The 23919-nt window shown below is 42.8% G+C and carries 19 protein-coding genes and 2 tRNA genes; 9 read left to right on the plus strand and 12 right to left on the minus strand.

Features of this window, described 5'->3' with window-relative positions; all coding sequences use genetic code 11:
* On the minus strand, positions 1-1246 hold a 1246-nt coding region (gene serS, locus WC615_RS12810; protein ID WP_372978486.1), incomplete at its 3' end, for a serine--tRNA ligase.
* Between the two features lie 102 nt (positions 1247-1348).
* Between serS and rsmI the strand changes: the two genes are divergently transcribed.
* The 3 genes from rsmI to lnt all read left to right on the plus strand — a co-directional run bounded on the left by rsmI (position 1349) and on the right by lnt (position 5028).
* Positions 1349-2086 carry a 16S rRNA (cytidine(1402)-2'-O)-methyltransferase gene (rsmI, locus tag WC615_RS12815; protein WP_372978487.1) on the plus strand — a complete coding sequence of 246 codons (738 nt, stop codon included), beginning with the start codon at positions 1349-1351 and terminating at the stop codon, positions 2084-2086.
* A gap of 177 nt (positions 2087-2263) precedes the next feature.
* A complete protein-coding gene (locus tag WC615_RS12820; protein ID WP_372978488.1) occupies positions 2264-3274 on the plus strand; it encodes a hypothetical protein in 1011 nt (336 codons plus the stop codon).
* Positions 3275-3414: 140 nt separating this feature from the next.
* Positions 3415-5028 (plus strand): apolipoprotein N-acyltransferase, encoded by a 1614-nt coding sequence (gene lnt, locus WC615_RS12825; protein ID WP_372978489.1) that lies wholly within the window; start codon positions 3415-3417, stop codon positions 5026-5028.
* 230 nt (positions 5029-5258) lie between these two features.
* Here lnt and WC615_RS12830 read toward each other — a convergent pair whose 3' ends face one another.
* From WC615_RS12830 to WC615_RS12850, 5 genes are read right to left on the minus strand one after another with little or no spacing between them, the layout of a single operon-like run.
* Entirely contained in the window at positions 5259-6110 is an 852-nt protein-coding gene (locus WC615_RS12830; RefSeq protein ID WP_372978490.1) for an N-acetylglucosamine kinase, read from the minus strand.
* The gene (locus WC615_RS12835; RefSeq protein ID WP_224746657.1) at positions 6107-6490 is read right to left on the minus strand and encodes a response regulator; all 384 of its coding nucleotides are present in this window, start codon (positions 6488-6490) and stop codon (positions 6107-6109) included. The genes WC615_RS12830 and WC615_RS12835 overlap by 4 nt, the downstream gene beginning before the upstream one ends.
* Positions 6491-6528: 38 nt before the next feature.
* Positions 6529-7842, minus strand: a complete 1314-nt coding sequence (locus WC615_RS12840) for a TolC family protein (RefSeq protein ID WP_372978491.1) — start codon at positions 7840-7842, stop codon at positions 6529-6531.
* A 9-nt stretch (positions 7843-7851) separates the two neighbouring features.
* Positions 7852-10974, minus strand: a complete 3123-nt coding sequence (locus WC615_RS12845) for an efflux RND transporter permease subunit (RefSeq protein WP_372978492.1) — start codon at positions 10972-10974, stop codon at positions 7852-7854.
* Between the two features lie 5 nt (positions 10975-10979).
* Positions 10980-12053 (minus strand): efflux RND transporter periplasmic adaptor subunit, encoded by a 1074-nt coding sequence (locus tag WC615_RS12850; RefSeq protein WP_372978493.1) that lies wholly within the window; start codon positions 12051-12053, stop codon positions 10980-10982.
* A 235-nt stretch (positions 12054-12288) separates the two neighbouring features.
* On the opposite strand from WC615_RS12850, the gene WC615_RS12855 reads away from it, so the two are divergent.
* Both WC615_RS12855 and WC615_RS12860 read left to right on the plus strand, forming a co-directional pair.
* Positions 12289-14079 carry a M61 family metallopeptidase gene (locus WC615_RS12855; RefSeq protein ID WP_372978494.1) on the plus strand — a complete coding sequence of 597 codons (1791 nt, stop codon included), beginning with the start codon at positions 12289-12291 and terminating at the stop codon, positions 14077-14079.
* Between the two features lie 255 nt (positions 14080-14334).
* Positions 14335-14490, plus strand: coding sequence for a lmo0937 family membrane protein (locus tag WC615_RS12860; RefSeq protein ID WP_372978495.1), 156 nt, complete (start codon positions 14335-14337; stop codon positions 14488-14490).
* A 117-nt stretch (positions 14491-14607) separates the two neighbouring features.
* On the opposite strand, the gene WC615_RS12865 is transcribed toward WC615_RS12860, so the two are convergent.
* Complete coding sequence (locus tag WC615_RS12865; protein ID WP_372978496.1) at positions 14608-16485, minus strand: TonB family protein; 1878 nt, start codon at positions 16483-16485, stop codon at positions 14608-14610.
* Positions 16486-16487: 2 nt separating this feature from the next.
* The gene (locus WC615_RS12870; protein ID WP_067062508.1) at positions 16488-16859 is read right to left on the minus strand and encodes a BlaI/MecI/CopY family transcriptional regulator; all 372 of its coding nucleotides are present in this window, start codon (positions 16857-16859) and stop codon (positions 16488-16490) included.
* Positions 16860-16990: 131 nt separating this feature from the next.
* Here WC615_RS12870 and WC615_RS12875 point away from each other — a divergent pair, with 131 nt between their 5' ends.
* On the plus strand, positions 16991-18394 hold the full coding sequence (locus WC615_RS12875) for an MBL fold metallo-hydrolase RNA specificity domain-containing protein (protein ID WP_372978497.1): 1404 nt from the start codon (positions 16991-16993) through the stop codon (positions 18392-18394).
* A 20-nt stretch (positions 18395-18414) separates the two neighbouring features.
* On the opposite strand, the gene WC615_RS12880 is transcribed toward WC615_RS12875, so the two are convergent.
* From WC615_RS12880 to WC615_RS12890, 3 genes are all read right to left on the minus strand, one after another.
* A tRNA-Cys gene (locus WC615_RS12880) sits at positions 18415-18486 on the minus strand.
* A gap of 47 nt (positions 18487-18533) precedes the next feature.
* On the minus strand, positions 18534-18851 hold the full coding sequence (locus tag WC615_RS12885) for a SusD/RagB family nutrient-binding outer membrane lipoprotein (RefSeq protein ID WP_372978498.1): 318 nt from the start codon (positions 18849-18851) through the stop codon (positions 18534-18536).
* Positions 18852-18890: 39 nt separating this feature from the next.
* Positions 18891-18965: transfer RNA gene (locus WC615_RS12890), tRNA-Val, on the minus strand.
* 403 nt (positions 18966-19368) lie between these two features.
* Between WC615_RS12890 and WC615_RS12895 the strand changes: the two genes are divergently transcribed.
* Both WC615_RS12895 and WC615_RS12900 read left to right on the plus strand, forming a co-directional pair.
* Positions 19369-21546 carry a peptidase domain-containing ABC transporter gene (locus WC615_RS12895; protein ID WP_372978499.1) on the plus strand — a complete coding sequence of 726 codons (2178 nt, stop codon included), beginning with the start codon at positions 19369-19371 and terminating at the stop codon, positions 21544-21546.
* Between the two features lie 45 nt (positions 21547-21591).
* Positions 21592-22890 (plus strand): HlyD family secretion protein, encoded by a 1299-nt coding sequence (locus tag WC615_RS12900; protein WP_372978500.1) that lies wholly within the window; start codon positions 21592-21594, stop codon positions 22888-22890.
* 40 nt (positions 22891-22930) lie between these two features.
* Here WC615_RS12900 and WC615_RS12905 read toward each other — a convergent pair whose 3' ends face one another.
* Positions 22931-23242, minus strand: a complete 312-nt coding sequence (locus WC615_RS12905; RefSeq protein ID WP_372978501.1) for a hypothetical protein — start codon at positions 23240-23242, stop codon at positions 22931-22933.
* Between the two features lie 410 nt (positions 23243-23652).
* On the opposite strand from WC615_RS12905, the gene WC615_RS12910 reads away from it, so the two are divergent.
* The coding region (locus WC615_RS12910) for a ferritin-like domain-containing protein (RefSeq protein ID WP_372978502.1) at positions 23653-23919 on the plus strand (267 nt) is incomplete at its 3' end.

Below are 23919 nucleotides of genomic sequence, written 5' to 3' on the forward strand. Positions count from 1 at the left end.
AAGGCACAAGCGCCTCAGGTATTTTTATCCCTTTCTCCGTTTGGTTATTCTCCAATAAAGTAGCTACAATACGCGGCAAGGCTAATGCACTACCATTTAAGGTATGCGCCAATTGTGTTTTACCCTCTGCATTACGGAAACGCAGTTTCAGGCGGTTGCTCTGAAAGGTTTCAAAATTCGATACGGATGATACCTCCAGCCAGCGTTGCTGCGCTGCGCTCCAGGTCTCCATATCGTAGGTTAAGGCACTGGTAAAACCCATATCGCCGCCGCAAAGGCGCAATACACGGTATGGCAAGCCAAGCTTTTGCAGCAAGCCCTGTACATGGGCGCTCATATCTTCCAGTACATCGTATGAATTATCGGGGTGTACTATCTGTACTATCTCTACCTTATCAAACTGGTGCAGGCGGTTCAGGCCGCGCACGTGGGCACCATAAGAACCGGCCTCGCGGCGGAAACATGGTGTATGCCCGCAGTTCTTTACCGGCAGTTCTTCGCCTTTTAAAATAACATCGCGGTACAGGTTGGTTACAGGCACTTCAGCAGTAGGGATCAGGTATAGATCGTCGACACCTACGTGATACATTTGGCCTTCTTTATCAGGTAGCTGCCCTGTTCCAAAACCAGATGCCGCGTTTACCATTAACGGCACGCTTACCTCGCTGTAACCCGCTTTTTCGGCTTCATCAATAAAAAAGTTGATGAGCGCGCGTTGCAGTTTTGCACCCTTATTCTTATACACAGGAAAACCGGCACCGGTTATTTTAACCCCCAGTTCAAAGTCTATTAAATTATATTTTGCTGCCAGCTCCCAGTGCGGTAAGGCATTGGCAGGCAGTTCGGGTTTGTTACCATTCTCCAGTACTACTTCGTTTTCCTCGGGGGTTATTCCTTTAGGAACTGATGAATGTGGCAGGTTGGGTAATAACACCAGTTTATCCTGTAGCTCAGTTTCCAGCGCGGCCAATTGTTCGCCAAGCTGTTTGCCTTCTTCTTTCCATTTACCGGTATTGGCTTTTATAGCTTCGGCTTCGTCCTTTTTACCGTTGCGCATCAATTCGCCAATTTGCTTGGCAGCCGCGTTAGATTGCGACGATACGGTATCCAGTTGGTTCTGTGTTTGGCGACGTTTCTCGTCGAGGCCAATCACTTCATCTACCAATTCGGGCTGTTTAAAATTTTTTACAGCCAAACGTTCTAAAACCTGTTCCCTGTTATCGCGGATATAACTAACTTGCAGCATTGATTTTATTTTAAAAGGCAAAGATATAAATTAGTTGATGGTTTGTGGTTCATGGTTCATAGCCGAATTACAATTTTTGACCATCACTATGAACCATCAACTATGAACCAAACCACCGGCAAACTATACTTAGTACCCACACCCATTGGCAACCTTGAGGATATGACCTTTAGGGCTATCCGCGTTTTAAAAGAAGCCGACCTGATACTGGCCGAGGATACCCGTACATCGGCACCAATGCTGAAGCATTTCGAGATCCAGAATAAGGTATTCGCGCATCATCAGCATAACGAACACCAATCCAGTAACGAGATCATTAAGTTTTTGCTGATGGGGCAAAACATCGCGCTGATATCTGATGCCGGTACTCCCGCCATATCCGATCCCGGATTTTTCCTGGTACGTGAGGCCCTGAAATTCAACATCCCGGTAGAGTGCCTGCCCGGTGCAACAGCTTTTGTGCCCGCGCTGGTTAACTCGGGCTTCCCTACCGATAAGTTTTGCTTTGAAGGATTTTTGCCACTAAAAAAAGGCCGCCAAACCCGCTATAAATTCCTGGCGACAGAAGAGCGGACCATTATACTTTACGAGTCGCCGCACCGTTTATTGAAAACATTGGATGAAATGGCCACCTTTTTTGGTGCCGACAGGCAGATTTCCGTATCGCGCGAGCTCACCAAAATGTTCGAAGAAACGGTAAGGGGAACAGTTACTGAAGTAAAAACATATTTTGAAACCCACCCGTTAAAAGGCGAATTTGTAATGTGCGTTGCAGGTGCAGCACCTGCAGAAGGTGATAAAAAGAAAAAGAAGTATGCGGACGATGAGGAGGAGGATTAGCCTCACTTCGTACCACGCGTCATTGCGAGGAACGAAGCAATCTTCGATAGAAATGTCGCCAATAAGTTTATTGTGTAATTTATTTATGCCGTAATTAATTGCTGTAAATATCTTAAATTACATGCATAATCCTTAGTTATGTTCCGGCCAGCTTACCTTGTTATTTTTGTCTTTTTTTTGTTAAACGGCTCTTGCAAAGATGTTAAAGACAAAGAGCATATTGATAAAACCTGGAAGAAGATACCCGATAGTTGGATAAAAAAAGCAACAGATTTTACTTACAAAAAGTCGGATACCAGCCTACTAAGCGAGTTTGCTAAACTAATTAAGCCAGATTCGTTAGTCAATCCCCATACTGAACACGTCAATCCGGATTATGGGTTTGTTTTCAGTTCCATCCACACAGATCTGGATGGGGATGGGATTGCAGAACTTCTTTGTCTGCAAGGATGGGATATTGAGAGCCCCTCTCTTTGTGTATTTAAACAGCTGAACGGCAACTGGTATTTAATTTACAAGGAGGTAATTAATACCTTTTACGGCTCTCCTACGCTTTATGTAGCTAACAATTACTCTAAAAACAAAACCTTTTATTTACGCCGCGTTTACGACCATGGCTCAGGCGTTTATATTGATGGATATAGCTTTTATAAACTGGTAGATAACCATGTTTACAATTGTCTTGACATATTAAATGATGCCCATATATATGGTTGGGGCCTTTATATCAATCAGTCGGTAAAATCCGGTTTTGAATTTAGCGGGGATTCTAATGATGAGCTATCAGTAAGTTATTCTTATAATTTTTTCCCGGGAAGTATTTATAAAAGCGACTGTTCCTGGTGTGCACATGATGATATCTCGCTAATTAAGGGAGAAGATAATGTTGAATATATTTATAACGATAAAGAGCACAAGTATAAACTCGATATTCCAAAGTATAAGAATGAAACCACGGATCTAACTGCTGAAAAAATTGCCTGTTTTGGCGATTTTGGGAATGATAGCCTGTTTATAAAAGCCTTTAAAAGACATATTGATACTACACTTAAGATAGGCTCTCTTCTGCAAAAGAAAATATTGCGTAAATACCTTTTATTAGCCGATAAAAATAAAACGGTTATAACTCAGCAACTCGAAATAAAAACGAAAACTGACGGTACTGTGTTTTACGGACCAAAAAAATAATTAATCTCACCTAAAATATTCGGTATTGAAATATCCCCGGGATAGCGTTATCTCCATAAACCGATGCTTGGATTGTAATCTAATAATCGCAATTTTACCTGAGTTAAGCAGTTTAGTTAAGAACCCTGCGTTATACATAAATGAAAAGAAACCTACTACTCTCCATATTCTCCGGATTGCTGCTTTGGATAGCATGGCCGCCTACACCGTACACCACATTTTTTCTATTCGTAGGTTTTGTGCCGATGCTGATGGCGATGGAGAACATTATCCAATCTACCGTTACCGGTAAGGGGAAAAAGATATTTAATACTACGTTCATCGGGTTCTTCATCTGGAACACGCTTTGTGTTTACTGGGTGTATAACTCGCTTAAAATAATTGGCCCTGTTGTGGCAGCTCCCCTATCGCTTATCCCCTATGCGCTTGGGCCATTGCTAATGGCTGCCGCCTGCTGGCTTTATTACCGGGTTAGGCTTATTGCCGGTCGCACGCTATCGTTAATTGCGCTGGTTTCCTTTTGGATAGGCTATGAATACCTGCACCAAAGTTGGGACCTTAACTTCCCGTGGATGACCCTGGGCAACGGCTTCGCCGTATCGCATAAATGGATACAATGGTATGAATATACCGGGGTTTATGGCGGCAGCATCTGGGTTTGGGCTATTAACATTCTGCTGTTCTTACTTTATGTTGGTTTACGTGAGGAGCAAACAAAGCAAACCCGTTTAAAACTCATTACCGGGTTTGCATTGGTATTGATACTCCCTTTAGGTTTGTCGTTTTATAAATATTATAGTTATAAAGAACAGGTAAACCCATCAAACATCGTGGTGGCGCAGCCAAACATCGACCCATATGAAAAAGAAGGCACTATACCTGTGCATGAACAGATAGCAGTACTTACACATATCTCAGATTCTATCGGCCAAAAAAACACCGAATATTTCATCTGGCCGGAAACCGCCATCTCGCAGGATATGGATGAAGACCGTATTTACACCGATAATTATTATTTACAGGTAAAAGGGTTTTTAAATAAGTACAAAAATGCCAACGTACTTACCGGCGGCGAAACACACAAATTTTACACAAAACGCGCTACCAAAACCGCCAATCCGCTGCCGGACCAGCCCGGTATGTTTTACGACAGGTTCAGCGCGGCCATTAATATCGAAAACTCATCCAAGGTTCAGTTCTACCATAAATCGAGGCTGGTGCCCGGTGCGGAATCTATGCCGTTTGGCAATGCCTTATCGTTCCTGAAACCTGCTTTTGAACATTTGGGCGGCGCAACAGGTGCGTACGGCATACAAACTGAGCCTACTGTATTTTATTCGCAAAGCGGGATAGGCGCAGCCCCCGTTATTTGTTTCGAATCTATATGGGGCGAGTGGGTATCTAAATATGTAAAGCAAGGCGCACAGTTCATCGCTATTATTACCAACGATGGCTGGTGGGAAAACACATCCGGTAAAGACCAGCACCTCGATTATGCCAAACTACGCGCTATTGAAACCCGTCGCTGGGTGTGCCGGTCGGCCAATACAGGCATTTCGGCCTTTATCAATCAACGCGGCGATATCGTACAGCAAAGCAAATGGTGGGTACGTACGGCGTTGAAACAGGATATCAACCTAAACTCGGATATTACATTTTATGTGGAGCATGGCGATTACCTGCCAAAAGCTGCCAGTATTTTAGCGGTGCTGGGGATATTTTTTATCGGGATAAAAAGAGGGTTTAATCATTAATTAGTTACGAGGGTCTAAGCAATGCCGGTCTAAGTTTTCAACTTAGACCTAAAACTAAGCAAGCTTCAGCTTGCGGGCGATGCCTGGGAGACAATACCTTTTAGCCGTTGTTGGTGTTGTCACCAAAACATTTAGGACGGCTAACTCGCAAGTTTGGATTCATGGCGGCTTGTTGGTGACAACACCAACAAGGGCGGAATAGAAAAACATCCTATAAACAAGATTAAGACCTACCCCCTTTTCAAGATAAACTCTAACAGGTCAACTATCGGCTGGCGGATGATCTTGCCTACATGTACCCCATTTTGTTCGCAAACCGCTTTTAGCTCATCGGCAAAAACGTAGGCAATAGAGCCTACAAAATGGCATTTAAATTTATCGTACTGCGGGTATGATGCTTTTATATTGGTATCAACAAACTCCTGGAAACCCCGTTGCAATAAATTTTGTGTGTAATCGGTATCTCTAATTTCCGACAGGAATTTGGAAAATGAAGCCAGGTAAGAGTTTGCCCGGGCTTTTTGGTAAACGTTTATTATAACGTCCTCTTTGGTGAGATTATAATTCTTTTTAAATTTTGTATTGATATCATCGGGCATAACGCCGTACAGGTAATCTGTTACCAGCGCCTTGCCAAACCATGTGCCCGAGCCCTCATCGCCAAGGGCATAACCAAGGCCATGCTGCCCATCGTGAATATCCTCACCATCAAAAAAAGAGATGTTTGAACCTGTTCCCAATACGCAACAAATGCCTTTCTCGTGCCCGCAGGTGGCGTATGCCGATGCCAGCAAATCGCTGTCGACACTTACATAGGCGGCAGGGATAACCGTGCTGATGGCGTTTGATACGATCTCGTGCCTGTCAGGACTGGAACAGCCTGCACCAAAAAAGTAAATTTCGGTGATCTCATCACCTAAAGCTATCATATCAGGAACCTGTTCCTGCAATATCTTTACAATTTCTTTTTCTGTTAAAAAGTATGGGTTTAATCCGGCTGATTTAAATGCCTTGTTTTCCTGCCCCGGCGCTGATAGCAGCCAGTCTGTTTTTGATGATCCGCTGTCGGCTACTAATATCATGTACAAAGTTCCTCAAGCACCTGGTGGGTTAGTGGCTTATGCACAAACTGGGCAACATATTTATTACTTTTTGAATTGTTCATGTCGGTAGGGTCCAACGATGACGAAAGCATAAATATTTTTGTAAGTTCTTTATTGTCCAGCTCCAGCGTTTCATATTCCTGCAAAAACTCAAAACCACTCATCTGCGGCATGCGTATGTCCAGAAAAATAACATCGGGCTTAACACTCCCATCGCGCAAAGCAGCTATAGCCTCATGTGGCGATTGTATTACAATTATGTTATCTGCAAAGTTGCCGCTCTCTAAAATTTTACGCGTAACGAAGTTGTCAATATAATTGTCATCTATCAGCAGGCATGTATTAAAGTGAACAGGCATCGTTCAAAAATAATCCTTTTACTACAATTAAATATAGTTTATTGAATATTTATGGTGTTAGTTATCTGTTGCAGTGTTACTTCGGCCATTTTTGACTGGTATTGCGCCGAAAAGAATTTTGATTGAGCATCCAAATAATTGCGTTGCGCCTCGCGGATCTCTAACTGGGTGATGTTGCCTATCTTATACTTTTCGAGTGAGATCTCCAGATTTTTCTTAGCCAGTTCAACGCTCGATTGCCCTATTTTGATCAGATCGAGACCGGAAAGGTAGGCTACATAAAAATTGCTTATCTGCGCTTCAACATCTAAACGGGTTTGCTTGGCACTGATATCGGCATTAGCTATCTGTAGTTTTGCGTTACGTTCGCGGCGCCATTGGTTAAGGCCATCAAAAATATTAATTGATGCTGTTAACCCATAGGCAAGGCCGTGCGCATTTTGGCTTAAGGTGAAACCCGCAGGTGTTTTGCTGTTGCTAAATGTATAGCCAGAGTTTACCCCAATAACCGGGTAACGGGTAGATTTTACCTGCCTAAGGTTAATTTCGGCAAGGCGCTTATTTATTTGCGCTGCCAGTATTGCCGGGTTTTGGGCCTGTGCTTTGGTGATAATATCGCCCAATACCAGGGTGTTGTTAACCACAATGGTATCACCAACAGAAAAATCGGTTTGCAGGTCGCGCACCAGCAATTGGTTCAATTGTATTTTGGTGGTTCTAAACTGCTGTAGTTGTATCACCAGGTTTGAGGTATCTGTATTCAGGTTAACCTGTGCATTATATACATCAAGTTTTGATACCCGGCCAACGCTAAACTTATCGTTAGAGTAGCGCAGTTGCGTACGCGAGATATCAATAGCGCCACGCAATGCTTTGATCTGCTCGTTCTGGCTTATCAGGTTATAATACGTATTGATTACGTTGGCCACGGTGCTTTGTATGGTATCCTGCAAACGGATGGCTCCAAGTTTATCCTGCTGTTTCAACATGTCGTAATTGGCAAACATGTTAAAGCCGTCAAAAATTGTCCAGTTAAGGTTTACACCGTAGTTGTTGTTACTGTTATTGGCGGTAAGGTTGTTAACGGTACCATCGTTACGGGTTTGTTTTATTTTTTGATTGCTGGCGTTTAGGGCGGCATCGCCGGTTACCACCGGTAAAAACCCCGCGTTGCCTAATGTTACATTATTGGCAGCTATAGTTGAGTTGTTTTGTGATAGCTGTATATTATAATTATTTTTTAATGCTATTTGAACGGCATCCTTCAGCGTAAGCAAAGGTGCATCCTGGGCCTTTGCAGCAATGCAGATGGCAACACAAAAAACCAAGCAAATTATTTTTTTTAAAGTCATATATGTTGCTTACTGTTTTTCAATTAATAATGGTGTTTTTAACTCTGCTTCCTCTTCAGGCTCATGATCGGGGTCGCGGCGTGTTTTTGAAGCGAACACCATATACATGGTTGGGATAACATATAACGTTAACACCAATGAGAACAACATCCCGCCAATAATTACAATACCTAATGATACACGGCTTTTTGCACCTGCGCCTAAAGCAAGGGCAATAGGTACAGAACCCAGCACAACGGCCAAACTGGTCATCAGGATAGGGCGTAAACGTGATGTGGCGGCTTCAACCACGGCCTCGTATTTACTAAGGCCATGCTCCATACGCTGGTTGGCAAACTCTACAATCAAAATACCGTTTTTGGTTACCAGCCCCACAAGGGTGATGATACCGATCTGGCTAAAGATGTTGAAAGTTTGATCAAACAGCCAAAGCGACAGGAACGCGCCCGATATAGCCAATGGAACAGTCAACATTACAATGAACGGATCCATAAAACTCTCGAATTGCGCGGCAAGCACCAGGTATATCAGCAATAAGGCAAAGCCAAACGCGAATAGTATGTTCGATGAGCCTTCGGCGTAATCCCTTGACGGGCCGCTTAAAGCTGTACTAAATGTATCATCTAATAGCTTAGCCTTTATACGCTCCATTTCGGCAATACCATCGCCTACAGTTTGGCCGGGCGCCAAACCTGCCTGTACCGTTGCCGATTTATACCTGTTAAAGTGATAGATAGATGGCGGGCTGGCACTTTCGGCAACCGTAACTACGTTATCCAGCTGCACAAGGCCGCCCCGGGTACTGCGTACGTAAACAGATTTCAGATCGAGCGGCTGATCGCGGTTGGCGCGGTCAACCTGGGCAATTACCTGGTATTGTTTCCCGTTTATCAGGAAATAATCGAGCCTGCCTGCGCTATAATACAATTGCAGGGTTTGCGCTATATCATCAACAGAAACCCCAAGGTCGCGGGCGCGGTCACGATCGGTAGTTACCCTAAGCTCGGGCTTGGTAAATTTAAGGTTTACGTCTGCACCCTGGAACACCGGGCTTTTTGATACTTCTGCAAAAAACTCGGGCAGCACTTTACGGATCTTTTCAAAATCCTGGTTTTGTATAACATACTGCACCGGTAATGAGGTACGCGCACCGCTACCGCCACCGCTTATGGTTTGCTCCTGCACCACAATTGCTCGGGCATCAGGCATTTTTGTTAATTTTTTATTGAGCCAGTCGGCAAGCTCTTGCTGGGTACGCCCACGCTGGTCCGGCGCTACCAAACCCACCCGGCCAAAGCCAGAGTTGGCAGAGCCTCCCCCTCCAAATGATGGAGATACGATCTCCAGGTTTACATTAGCCTCGGGGATAGAATCGGCTACAAGGTTAGCTACCTTATCCATGTAACGGGTCATGTATTCGTAAGTAGCACCCTCAGAACCGGTTACCGAGTAACGCAGCAGGCTACGGTCATCCAGGGGCGCTAACTCTGATGGCGTTATTTTAAACAATACACCTGTTAATAATAATGAGCCCCCTAATATCACAAACGATACCCATTTCTTTTTCATGAAATTAACCAGAGTTTCGGTGTAGCCGTTGGTCATGGCCTCAAAGAAAGGTTCGGTTTTTTCGTAAAATTTTGATTTTTTCTGGTTCTTGCGGATCAGCTTTACGTTAAGCATCGGTGTTAACGAAAGCGACACGAAGGCCGAGATCAATACCGCCCCCGCGACGACGACTGCAAACTCGCGGAACAGCCTGCCCGTAAAGCCCTGCAAAAACACAATGGGTAAAAACACCGCTGCCAACGTTACCGATGTAGATACTACCGCGAAGAAGATCTCGGCAGAGCCTTCAAAGGCAGCCTTGCGGATAGCCATACCGGCTTCTACTTTTTTGTAGATGTTCTCCGTCACCACAATACCATCATCAACCACCAGGCCCGTGGCCAGTACTATACCAAGCAGGGTAAGGATATTAATAGAGAACCCAAACACATACATGATAAAGAATGCACCGATCAATGATACCGGGATATCTATCAACGGGCGGAAAGCGATGAGCCAATCCCTGAAAAACAGGTAGATGATAATTACTACCAGTATAAACGATATCAGCAAGGTTTCTTTTACCTCGGTAATAGAGTTATTGATGAATTTGGTATTATCCAAAGCCACCTTTACAGTAATATCAGGCGGAAGATCTTTTTTTATCTGATCTAAACGTTTGTAAAAATCTTCGGCAATTTGTACGTAGTTTGCACCCGGTTGCGGCACAATCGCCAAACCAACCATAGGCACACCCGATTCCTTTAACGATGTTTCTTCGTTAGCAGAACCTAATACGGCATAGCCAATATCATTAAGCCTGATAACACGGTTACTATCCGCGCGGATAATGAGGTTATTAAAATCTTTCTCGGTAGTTAGCTTACCCAGGGCGCGTATGGTGATCTCGGTATTGTTACCCTCAATTTTACCCGCTGGCAGCTCTACGTTCTCACGGGCAAGGGCGGCACCAATATCGGTAGCGGTAAGGCCTAATGATGATAGTTTATTAGGGTCTATCCATAAGCGCATGGCGTACTGCCGCTGGCCCTGTACGTTAATAGTACTTACACCGGGTATGGTTTGTAAACCTTCCAGCAACACGTTCTCCGCGTAATCATCTACCTGGGTAATGTTACGGGTGGTGCTGCTTACTGTAAGTGTAATGATGTTATCGGCGCTTGCATCTGCTTTAGTAACAACCGGCGGCGCGTTAATATCCTGTGGTAACTGGCGCTGGGCTTGCGATACTTTATCGCGCACATCATTTGCGGCGGTTTCCAGATCGGCATCCAGGTCAAACTCAACCGTGATATTACTTGAACCCACCGAACTTGTTGACGATATATTACGGATACCGGGAACACCGTTTATAGCTTTCTCTAAAGGCTCGGTTATCTGCGATTCGATAACATCCGAGTTGGCACCCGAGTAACTGGTAGATACCGAAATAATAGGCGGATCGACCGAAGGGAAATCGCGTACACCCAGGAATTTGTAGCCAATAACCCCAAATACAACTATCACAACAGACATTACTGTTGCCAATACGGGCCTTTTTATACTTACCGAAGATAAACTCATACTCGTTACTTAATAACTTTAAGGATCTTCAATGGCGATTTAGGGCGTATTTGTATCAAACCAGATACTACTACGCTGTCGCCGGCTTTTAACCCGTCAATAATTTGAATTTTGGTATCGGTACGCAGATCTGTTTTTACATCTTTTGCTACGGCTATACCGTTCTTGTAAATATAAACCTTGCTGCTTTTCAGATCTGGGATCACGCACTCGGTAGGCACCATAATGGTTTTAGGGATCTGATCGAGCGTTAGGTTGATCTTGGCAAAGGCGCCCGCTGTAAGGATGTTTTTGGGGTTTGGCGCCTTGGCACGTACCGTAATGGTGCGCGAGTTGGCATCAAGCGCGGGCTCAATAGCATAAACCGTAGCGTTAAAATTATCCCTTGAGCTCTCTACCGTAAAAGTCACTTTACTACCCTTGCCAATAATAGGCAGGTAACGCTCAGGTACCGAAAACGTAACCTTCGCCGGGTCGATATTAACCAATGTAGCAATTGATGTAGCAGGCGACAGGTAACCGCCGGGGCTAACATTCCTTAACCCAATAACACCTGAAAATGGTGCGCGGATCTCGGTACGGCTTATCTGTGCCCTTACCACATCGGCCTGCGCCTTTAAGGAATTTAAGGATGAAAGAGATGTTTCGTATTCCTCTTTACTAACGGCTTCCTTCTGTAATAATATTTTGTTGCGGTTATTAATATCTCGGGCAAGTATCATTTGCGCTTCATATTGCTGCAGCGAGGCTTGCAGGTCCTGGTTGTAAACCTTAACCAGCAACTGGCCCTTTTGTACTTTAGTACCCTCATTAAAATAGATACCGGTAATATTTCCGGCTGTCTGGCTTATCAGGTTTACCCTTTCGTTGGCATCAATTGTACCGGTAATATCTATCTGGTTACGTACGGCGGTATCCTTAACCACCATAATATTAACCGATACGGGGCCATTCTTCTTTTTGCCTTTACCTGCAGTTGCGGCGCTGGTTTGCTTAGCCCTTTTACTAAAAAACTTATTATAAATTAAAAATGCAACAAGCAATGCAAGTAAGGTGTATATAATATATTTTGTTTTCATATGTGCTTGTTGCTGTTAGTAGCTGTCTTGGTATTCATTTATAATTATTAAATATGTACGTAAATATAATATAGCTGCATGTTTACCCGCAATATTATATTTGCACACGCCTATTTATATTACCATTTGCAATATTAACGGCTTAGTATTCAAAATGGTTGCATGTATCAACCATTTTACAACCCGGCTGCTTTTGGGCGGTTTAATTAAAAACATAAATTTTATAACTTGCCGCATGAAAAAACTGAAACTACCTGCACTGGTTTATTTAATATTCTTTTTTATGAACACTACCACCAGCAGCGCGGCTGGCCTTGCTAAAATATCGTACACGGTTAGCTTCCCGGAGGCGCAGGCCCACTACGTAGACGTTGAAATGAACATTACCGGTTTGGCGCAACCTTCCCTTGAAGTAAAAATGCCTGTTTGGGCACCCGGCTCGTACCTGGTAAGGGAGTTTGCAAAAAACATCGAATCGCTTAGTGCCAATACAAAAGGCAAAGAGATCACAGCCCTTAAGATCAATAAAAATACCTGGAAAATCAATACCGCCGGTTTAACATCGGTAACCATTAAATATAAAGTTTACGCTTTCGAGTTATCGGTTCGTACTAGCTTTATTGATGTATCGCACGCGTTCCTGTCAAGCACCGGCATCTTTTTATTCCCTAAAGGGATGCTTGCCCAACCATCTACCATCACTATAAAACCTTATAAAGACTGGAACAAAGTTTCAACCAGCCTTGAAATGGTTAACGGCGATGTATTTACCCGCACCGCGCCTAACTATGACATTCTGTATGATTCGCCGCTTGAGATTGGCACTCAGGATGTTTTTGACTTTGATGTAGACGGCACACACTACGAAGTAGCCATGTATGGCGGCGGCAATTATGATAAAGAACGCCTTAAAGTTGATATGGCCAAAATTATCCGCGAAGAAGCTGCTGTTTATGCAGAAAATCCCAATAAGCACTACACCTTTATAGTACATAACAAACAACGCAATGGCGGTGGTTTAGAACACCTGAGCTCTACCGTATTAGGTGCCTCGCGCGACCAATATGGTAACGAGCGTGGGTACCATGGCTTTTTAGGTCTGGTAGCACACGAGCATTTTCACTTGTGGAATGTTAAACGCCTGCGCCCCATTGCGTTAGGCCCGTTTGATTATGATAACGAGAACTACACCACCAACCTTTGGATAGCAGAAGGCTTTACGGCTTACTATCAGAATATGATATTACGCTATGCTGGCCTGTCAACACCAGAAGGTTATTTAGGTGATATGGCCAGCGATATTAACACAGTTGAAAACCAGCCCGGCACAAAGGTACAGCCATTGTCAGAATCGAGCTTTGATGCCTGGATAAAGAGCTACCGCCCTAACGAAAACTCGTACAACACCGGTATATCTTACTATGATAAAGGTGCGGTTATAGGTATGTTGTTAGATCTGGAGATCATCAACAATAGCAACGGCAAATACAGCCTTAACGATGTAATGAAGTATATGTACAATACTTACTACAAAACCAAAAAACGTGGCTATACCGATGCCGAGTTTAAAGCTGGTTTTGAAAAATTCGCAGGTAAAAACCTGGATGATTTTTATGCTAAATACATCAACGGTTTAGCGGCTATTAAGTACGATAAATATTTAGGCTACGCCGGTTATAAACTAACAGACGACCTGGCAGCAAGCAACGACCCTACCCTGGGTGTATTTTTTAACCAGCGTAATATTATAACCACCGTAGTGCGTGGCGGCGCAGGCTGGGTTGACGGCCTTAACGTAAACGACCAGATAACTAACATAGACGACACCCCGGTTACCGACCTTAACGCCGTTATAAAAGGCAAAAAAGTGGGCGATAAAATTGTGGTTACAGTTAGTCGTGATGGGCAGTCGTTTAAAATACCGGTTACCTTAAAACGTAATGATAACGTTAATTACAAAATTACCGAAGTGCCAAACGCTACGCCACAGCAATTAGCGGTGCGTAAAAAATGGCTAAGGTTGTAATTCAGTCTTAAAAGTATTAAGCCCTTCTGTTTAAATGACAGAGGGGCTTTTTGTTGGCTTTTTAACCACAGAGTGCACAGAGTTTTTCACAGAGGACACGAAGAATTGCTTTTCATCTCTGTGTTCTTTGTGGTTTTTTCTTTGTGTTCTCTGTGGTTAAACCTGCCTGTCAATAATTTTCTTTTAGGTCAAAACATTTTTACAGGTATTTAACTTATATACTATAACCCTAAAAACCATTAAGTACATCAAACCATGAACTCATTACTTTATGTAATTGCTTTAATACTCGTTATAGGTTGGGCAATCGCGTTTTTCTTTACCGCTGTTGGCAGCCTTATACATATATTATTAGTAATTGCTGTAATAGCTTTCTTATTCGGGATTATACGCAGGCCAACCGCTATATAAATATAAAGGCCTGTCGTTTTACCAGCAGGCCTTGTTTTTAAACTATAAAAACTGATTACTTTGCGCTTTTAGTTTCTATTAAAATTACACCACCGGTTGCCTCTTTACCATAAAGTGCTATTGATGCTTGTCTTTAAGCACTGATATAGTCTGTATACTTTTCACATCTAATAACGCCATTGCTTCCTGCTTTATAACCTTTCCGTTAAGTACGTAAAGCGGGCTTGTTCCATACCCATTCCTTATTTTTATTAACGGCGTTACGTGGCTGGTATCCGTCAGGTTATTTACCGGCTTACTTACAGGCATATAGCCGGTTTTAGTAGGTTTATCATCTTCGGTAGAAAGCGCAAAGCCGATAGGCACCGAGTACGCAACCCTTACCGGTTTACCATTCTGTGTGCCGGGTTTCCACTTTGGCGAGTTTTCGATCGCCTTTAAAGCTTCTTCATCTGCACCGTAGCCTATACCACGTACAACTTTAATATCTGTTAATGAGCCGTCCTTTTCAACTATAAAGCTGACTATTACCCGTCCCTGTATATTTGCTTCCCGTGCTGCTTTAGGGTACTTTATAGTATTTCCTAAAAATTTATTGAAGCCTGCTTCTCCACCAGGGAAAGTAGGCACCTGCTCTACAGCGCTAAATACCAGCTGATTACCTGGCTGCTCTTTTGATATTACAGCTGCCGATTTGTTATTTTTATCGAGCACGAAGCTTACAGGCACGCTATATTGTACCCTAACAGTATGCCCATTTTGTTTACCGGGTTTCCACTTAGGTGATGTTTTCAAAGCCCTTATGGCCTCTTCATCTGTACCACTGCCCAAAGAACGGACTACTTTTAAACTCGATAAAGAACCATCTTCCTCTACAATGAATGTTACAACTGAGCGGCCCTGTACTTTATTCTTTACCGCTTCTGCAGGGTATTTGATAGTTGCTGCTAAAAACTTTTCAAAACCCTTTTCCCCACCGGGAAATGTTGGCACCTGTTCTACCTGTGTAAAAACCGCCTTATCTTTAGATGGTACTGTATCTGTTACAGGTAGTTTATCTTTTTTAGGGTCATAAGTAATTACCGTAGTACGGTAGGTGGTGTCGGCAATGGTATTGGCCGGTCTTTCTAAAATCATTTCGGCCTTATCATGAATAGCATTTACCGCTTTACTATTACCAATTGTTGCCGATGATAAAACCAGCATTAATATAAATAGCGGTGCAGATAAGCCATATTTGATCAGCTTTATGCGTTGCGACCTATTTTTTTGCAACATCATAATACGTTGTTTTAAAAGGCTATGATTAAAAAACGGATTAACTAAACTGTGTGCAGGTGTATCAAACGTTTGGCTTAAAAGCAGCATGGCATAATCTGCCTTATTGGAGCCTGCATTTAAGGTGTGCCTGTCGGCTATGTATTCGTGTACATGTTTTATTGCAAATCGATAAAGGTAAACTATGGGGTTAAACCAGTTAATGATCATTACCGCCTCGATGATCAGCACATCTGCCGAATGGAACTGACGGGCATGTACCAACTCGTGGTTTTCTATCACCTCCCTGCCATCAATTCCATCACTTACCTTAACCTTATTAAAAAACGAGTAAGATACTTTTGGCGATGGATCTTTAATGATACGCCTTAACAACACCAGTTGCAGCATTAGTTTTACTGCTAAAAATATTACCCCGGCAGCATACAATACTATTAGCACCTGCCCTATAGTTATCGGGTTATTTGTTATGGGCGCTATATCTGTAATAGATATCGCGTTAGCGCCATATATGGTGTATTGTACCTGCTGCGTTATAAACAGGCCTTTAACCCACTCGCTTTGTATAAGCGGTATAAAAAACGACAGGATAGCCGTGCCTACCAGGTAAACCCGGTTAAGCTGAAAAAATGTTTCCCGGCGCAATAACAAAGAATAAAATCCGAAAAACAGGGTGAGGTAAATATTTACCAGCAATAAATAATGCCACCAGTTCATAACTATTTATCTTTAAGTTTCTCAATCAGTTTCATGATCTCATCAGCCTCTTTCAGGTTAATTTTTTCCTTATTCACAAAAAAGGAAAGTATGCGGTTTACCGAATTATCAAAGTAGCCGGTAAGCAATTTATCGGCAGCAAAGTTTTTATAATCCTCTTTGCTTACTACAGGGTAGTACTCGTGGCTTTTGCCAAACGCGTTATGGTCAACAAAGCCCTTGGTTTCCAGTATCCTTATAATGGTCGATACGGTATTATAGGCGGGCTTCGGCTCGGGTAAAACATCTAAAACATCTTTTACAAAGCCTTTTTCCAGTTGCCATAACACCTGCATTATTTGCTCTTCGGCACGGGTTAAATCTTTTATTTCCATTTAATTAAGATGATTATTGTTACGTTAGTACTAAGGTATATGATAAAAAGCAAAATAACAACTAAATTTTTAGTTTATTTTTTATAAACTTTTATTTGTCTATTTGGTTGTCTAACACAATCAATTTATAAATGGATATTACTTTTCACGGCGCCGCCCGTAATGTAACCGGCAGCAAGCATTTATTGCGTTTACAGGATGACACAAGCGTGTTATTAGATTGTGGCATGTTCCAGGGGCTTGGCGAACAAACTGAAGAAATGAATGAGCATTTTGGCTTCAACCCAAAAAAGATCGACTACCTGATCCTATCGCACGCGCACATAGATCATTGCGGATTGATTCCCCGCCTGGTTTCCGAAGGTTTTGAAGGACAAATATTTTGCACAGCTGCCACAATGGATTTAGCACGGATCCTTTTAATGGACTCGGCCAAGATACAGATGCAGGATGTTGAATACAGCAACAAACACCGGGCCCGTAATGGGCAGCCCCTGCTTGATGCGCTTTATACCGAAGAAGATGCCATGGCTGCCATGCGCCTGTTTAAAATTGTAGATTACCACGAAGAATATCAAATCAACCAAAACCTTAAATTCAAATTTACCGATGCAGGCCACGTATTGGGCAGCGCGGCAGTACACATAGCCGTTACCGAAAATGGTAAAAAAACCTATATCACCTTTAGCGGCGATGTTGGCCGTTACGGCGATCTGCTTTTAAAGAACCCGCAAACCTTCCCGCAGGCCGATTATATTTTACTGGAATCGACCTATGGCGATAGCTTGCATAAAGATATTGGACCGATAGAAGATGCCCTGCTGGAAATTATTAAACAAACCTGCGAGGTAAAAAAAGGCAAGGTAATTATCCCCGCGTTTAGCGTTGGCCGTACACAGGAATTACTATATGCCCTTAACGCGCTGGAGCTGAAGGGCGAGTTGCCCGATGTGCCCTACTATGTTGACAGCCCGCTATCTGAAAAAGCCACGCAGGTTTTAAAGGACCATCCCGAGGTATATAATAACGGCGTAAAAGAAGTGATGAAGATAGATGCCGATCCGTTTGGTTTTAAAGGGTTAAAGTTTATCCAGTCGACCGAAGAATCTATTGCCTTGAATGACGATGTGAGGCCATGTGTTATCATATCATCATCGGGCATGGCCGAGGCCGGGCGCGTAAAGCATCACATCAAAAACAACATCAGCAATCAAAAAAACACCATTTTGATGGTAGGCTATGCCGAGCCAAACTCGTTAGGCGGCAGGCTTGCCCGCGGCGAAAAAGAGGTGCATATTTTTGGTGAGCAATACCAGGTAAATGCCGAGGTACAATCTATCAAAAGCATGAGCGCCCACGGCGACTACGAAGATCTGCTGCATTTCCTTTCCTGCCAGGACCCTAAGCTGGTTAAAAAAGTATTTCTTGTACACGGCGAATACGAAGTACAACAACACTTTGCCGAAAAACTTAAGGACAAAGGATTTAAAAATATTGAGATCCCATACCAACACGAGAAGATAGTGCTGGAATAAGATATAACAAACAATCAGAGAGGTGTGAGGACGGATTCGAACCGTCGTGAGAGGTTTTGCAGACCTCCGCCTAACCACTCGGCCACTCCACCTAAATAAGGCCATGTATTGATAAAATACATGGCCTTTATCATTTTACTTAATTCACATCAAACCAAAGTTTGGTGGTCAGTACATCTGCACCCTGGCTTGCAACCGCTGCTTTATAATTAACGCCGTTTAAAGATTGCTCGGTACCCGGGTAAAGGAACCTTACCGGTATTTTGCCTCCCAGTGTACCTGCAACTGCCGGTGTTAACTGCGGATAATCTAACCTCCGCCATTCTGCAAAGGCTTCCAGCCCCTGCCCAAACAATGCTAACCATTTCTGGTCTCCAATGGATTTCTTATAGTTTGAAGCATCATACTGCGCGAGGTAGTTATTAACAACTAAGGACAGGAAAGTTAAGGGCAACAAAAAAACCCCTTAGATTATCTCTAAGAGGCTTTTAAATAGTGGGAGTTACTGGGTTCGAACCAGTGACCCTCTGCTTGTAAGGCAGATGCTCTGAACCAGCTGAGCTAAACTCCCTTCGTTTTGGGACTGCAAATATAGAAATTGCGTTCAATTCTTCAAAAAATAATTTAAATTATTTTTAACAGATAGATAAACAGCCAATTACAATTCAGCAAATAGCTTGTCGTTACGTTACATCCCTCTTTTCGATCAAAAACAATCGCATTTAACATATAAAATAAGGGTACTTGCTTAAATGTTGCCATTGTACCGAACCGTATATTTTACAATAATGTAAGCCCGATTAAAATCAAACCACGCAATCCGTTAAAAAGAGACATTAAATATAGATTATTACTACCTCTTTGAAACCACGTATAATTACGTGATTTTAAAATACCTTTAGGTTTATTGCCCCAAGGGGCATATATTTAACTACTGCAACAATAACCTATGTTTATCTTTTTTAAATAGCCTGATGGGATTCCCTTATTATAAACAACCCGATCAAATGGACTGCGGCCCCACATGCCTGCGCATGGTGGCTAAACATTTTGGCCGTAACTTTAAAGTACAAACGTTAAGGCAACTTTGCGAGATCAACCGCGAAGGGGTGTCTTTATTGGGTATTAGCGATGCATCCGAAAAAATAGGCTTCAGGTCGCTGGGTGCTAAGCTTACTATAGAGAACTTAAAAGAGGCCGAGCTACCCTGTATTTTACACTGGCGCCAAAATCACTTTGTGGTGCTTTACAAAATAAAGAAAGGCAAATACTACATTGCCGACCCCGGCAGTGGGTTGGTAACTTTAACCGAGGCCGAATTTGCCAAGAATTGGCTGGCCGACACCACCAACGGCGAGGGCATTGCTTTACTGTTAAGCCCTACCCCTTATTTTTACGAACAGGAGGATGAGAAAGGGACCGAAATAAGCTGGAGTTTTTTACTGCGCTACCTGGTTACCTACCGGCAACTGGTAATACAATTGCTTTTCGGTTTAGGCATAGGTACCCTATTGCAATTGGTTGCCCCCTTTTTAACACAATCAGTAGTTGATATTGGTATAAACACCCGCAACCTAAACTTTGTATATATTGTAATTATAGCACAGGCCGCGCTTATTATTGGCAGGGTAAGTGTCGAGTTTATCCGCTCGTGGATCCTGCTGCACATCAGTACCCGCGTAAACATCTCCATCCTTACCGATTTTTTGATCAAGCTGATGAAACTGCCCATGAGCTTTTTCGACACCAAAATGACGGGCGATATTATGCAACGCATGAGCGATCAGCGCCGTATAGAAACTTTTTTAACAGGCTCAACCCTAAGTACCCTGTTCTCGATGTTCAACCTCCTTGTGTTCTCTGTAGTATTGGCTTACTATAATATCGCTATATTTTTTGTGTATGTTGTAAGCAGCGTGCTATACATGGGGTGGATCTTCGCCTTTTTAAAACGCCGGCGCGATCTTAATTATAAAAGCTTCGAGATTTCCTCCAAAAACCAAAGCAGCATTGTGCAGCTGGTAAGTGGCATGCAGGAGATAAAACTGAATAACTGCGAGCAGCAAAAACGCTGGGAGTGGGAACACCTGCAAGCCCGGCTGTTTAAATTCAATGTTAAAAACCTGGCGTTAAGCCAATACCAGCAAGGTGGCTCAACATTTATCAACGAGTCTACCAACCTGCTTATAACCTTTTTAAGTGCTAAAGCCGTTATAGACGGGCAGCTTAGCCTTGGCGGGATGATAGCGGTACAATATATCATTGGGCAGCTAAATGGGCCTATACAACAATTCCTTGGCTTTATACAGGGGTTCCAGGATGCCAAGATCAGCCTGGAACGTCTTAACGAGATCCATGAAATGGCCGATGAAGAACCTATAGATAAAGAATATAACCATACCCTGCCCCAAAACCGTGGTTTAAGTTTAAATAACCTCACCTTCCGTTACCCGGGTGCTGGGAATGACCCGGTGCTGGAAAACATCAACCTCGAAATTCCGCAGGGAAAAACCACTGCTATAGTAGGTATGAGCGGCAGCGGCAAAACTACTATACTAAAACTATTGCTCAGGTTTTACGAGCCCGAGAAAGGTGATATAAAGATAGGCGGCCAATCGCTTGGTAACATCGGGTTTAAAACCTGGCGCAGCCACTGCGGTGTTGTTATGCAGGATGGTTTTATCTTTTCAGATTCGATAGAGCGTAATATATCTGTAGGTGATGATTATCCCGACAAGGATAAACTGAACCATGCTATACATGTAGCCAACATTCAGGATTTTATTGATGGGCTGCCACTGGGCTTAAAAACCAAGATAGGGGCCGAAGGCAACGGCATAAGCCAGGGGCAGCGACAGCGCCTTTTAATAGCCCGGGCCGTTTATAAAAACCCCGAGTATATTTTGTTTGATGAGGCCACCAACGCGCTTGATGCCAATAACGAGCGGGTGATAATGGATAACATGAAAGAATTTTTTACAGGCCGCACAGTGGTTATTGTTGCTCACCGGTTAAGCACTGTAAGCCATGCCGATAATATTATTTTACTTGACAGGGGCCGCATTGTTGAGCAAGGCACCCACCTGGAACTTACCGCGTTAAAAGGCGATTATTACAAACTGGTAAAAAACCAACTGGAACTAGGGGCTTAATGCCGGAACAAAACTTTATTACTTACAAACTTTTACACCCAAAAAATGCCACATACTATAACAGAATTAAACCAGCAAGCCAGGCATAGTGATGATATGCAGGATATTATTACTGCGGTACCGTCATGGCTGCTGCGCTGGGGTATTACACTGTTTTTTAGCATATTGGTGTTGCTGTTAAGCTTATCAGCATTTATAAAATACCCTGATATTGTAAAATCGCAGTTAAAAATATCTTCGCCAAACGTAGCTAAACCAATTGTACCTAAAGTAAACGGCAGGTTAGATAAGCTGCTGGTTACCAACAACCAAACCGTTGTGGCAGGGCAACCTTTAGCTTATATAGAAAGCACAGCAAATCATGCTGAAGTGCTATCGCTATTAACAGGGCTAAAAAAACTGCATGACCAGATGCTGGCAGGCAATTTACTTGATAAAGCATTTTTCAATAAAGCGAATGATAATGAACTTGGCGAGTTGCAGGCAGCATACCAAACATTCATCCAGTCGTATATTAATTACAGTGCCTCTGTCGAGAACGGTTTCCTGGTAAAAAAACGGGCCTATTTATTGCAGGATGTTGACGGGCTTAGTAAACAAACCAACCAGCTACAGGCCGAAAAAAAACTACAGCAAAGGGATGCCGACCTTGCCGAAGAAGAGTATAACATGCATAAAAAGCTCGAAAAGCAAAAAGTAGAAACCCCTGCCGAGTTAAGGCAGCAGGAAAGTAAATATATTGCCCGCAAAGCGCCATTATTGCAAACCGATGCATCGTTAATTTCTGCCCATACTAATTTGCTGGCAAAGCAAAAAGAGATTCTTGAGCTTGATAACCAGGTTACCGAAGAAAAAGCTAAGTTTTCGCAGGCACTTAACAGCCTGATAAGCCAGGCCGAAGACTGGAAAAATAAATATGTATTAATTGCATCAGAAGCAGGCAGAGTAACTTTTGCAGGTAATGTGCAGGAAAACCAGGTTGTATCACCAAATCAGGATGTGTTTTATATCAACACCGGTAATGAAAAGTTTTTTGGGGAGATGAACATCCCACAGGATAATTTGGGCAAAGTAAAGCAAGGGCAGCAGGTACTGGTAAAACTCAGGAGCTATCGTTTTGAAGAATTTGGTATGATGAAAGGAACTATCTCATACATATCTGATGTACCACTTAAGGATAGCATTTTTACGTCGAGAGTAGTGTTTACCTCAAAAACATCCGACATGAAGAAACCTGTAAACCTAAAACAGGGAATGATAGCGGATGCCGAAATAATAACCGAAGATGCAACCATTTTGCAACGGTTAACACGCAATATTATAAAGGCTATAAATACCAACTAACAACTTTTATAGCCTACTCTAAAATCGGTTGCTATTATTATTACATGGCTATATTCTGGCTTCCGCGCGGGTCTTCGGGTAAAATTTCCATCTCCGGGAATTCTATATACTCGGCATACCACTGTATTGCACCCACTACATCAAGGGCATCATCTGCCGTAATATTAATGGTTTCAAAAACGTACAGCTTATCATGTGCATATCCATATAGTTGTATTTCACTGTCGCTTGGGCTAAAGCGGTCTTCGCTTAAGCAAAAAACCCTGATCTTTAAATCAGTATCCCTGGAGTGTATTACATCCCTGCAGGGGTTGTTAGGGTCGGTAGCCAATAAATACACATTGTAATCCATAATACTGTAACATTGTTATTTATAATAAGTTTCTAAAAATTACATAGTTAGTTAACAAAGGGTATTTGTAAACCAAGCTTTTATATAAGGGGATTTTTTTTTCTACAGTGTGAGAACCTATTTCTACACAATAAAAACAGCGGATTACATAAATACGCATTTTGAACGCGCAATGGAAGTTTCTAAAACAGGCATTGCATTTGTATACATGTTAATAACCCTTCTCAAAGGGAGTTTTTCATAGGTAGATGTAGGGCCGAAATACTGCGAGAGTTTTTCGGCCTTTTTTGTGCAATAAACTTTCTCACTCCAATTTGCTATAAAGGATAATTTTTAAAATCTGAGTTAAAACATTGTGCGTAAGTGCATGTAATAGATTGTATAAATTATCTACTAAAACCAAACTAACTATGAAAACAGAAATTAACCCCATCACAGGCGGGGCAAATATGGCCAGAAGGTCGTTCTTGCGCTATGCCGGTGCAAGTGCGGCTGCTGTAGCGGTAATGGGTACTGCGGCTTCATGCTCAAAAAACGATCCCATTTTCATAACCCCAGGCGGCGGAACGGATATAGGCTCCGGCGATCCGGGCATATTGAATTTTGCCTACGCCCTTGAGCAATTAGAGGCAGCCTTTTATTTACAGGTTGTGGCTACCCCTTACAGCGGCATAAGC

The sequence above is a fragment of the Mucilaginibacter sp. genome, assembly GCF_041663085.1.
Lineage (GTDB): Bacteria > Bacteroidota > Bacteroidia > Sphingobacteriales > Sphingobacteriaceae > Mucilaginibacter.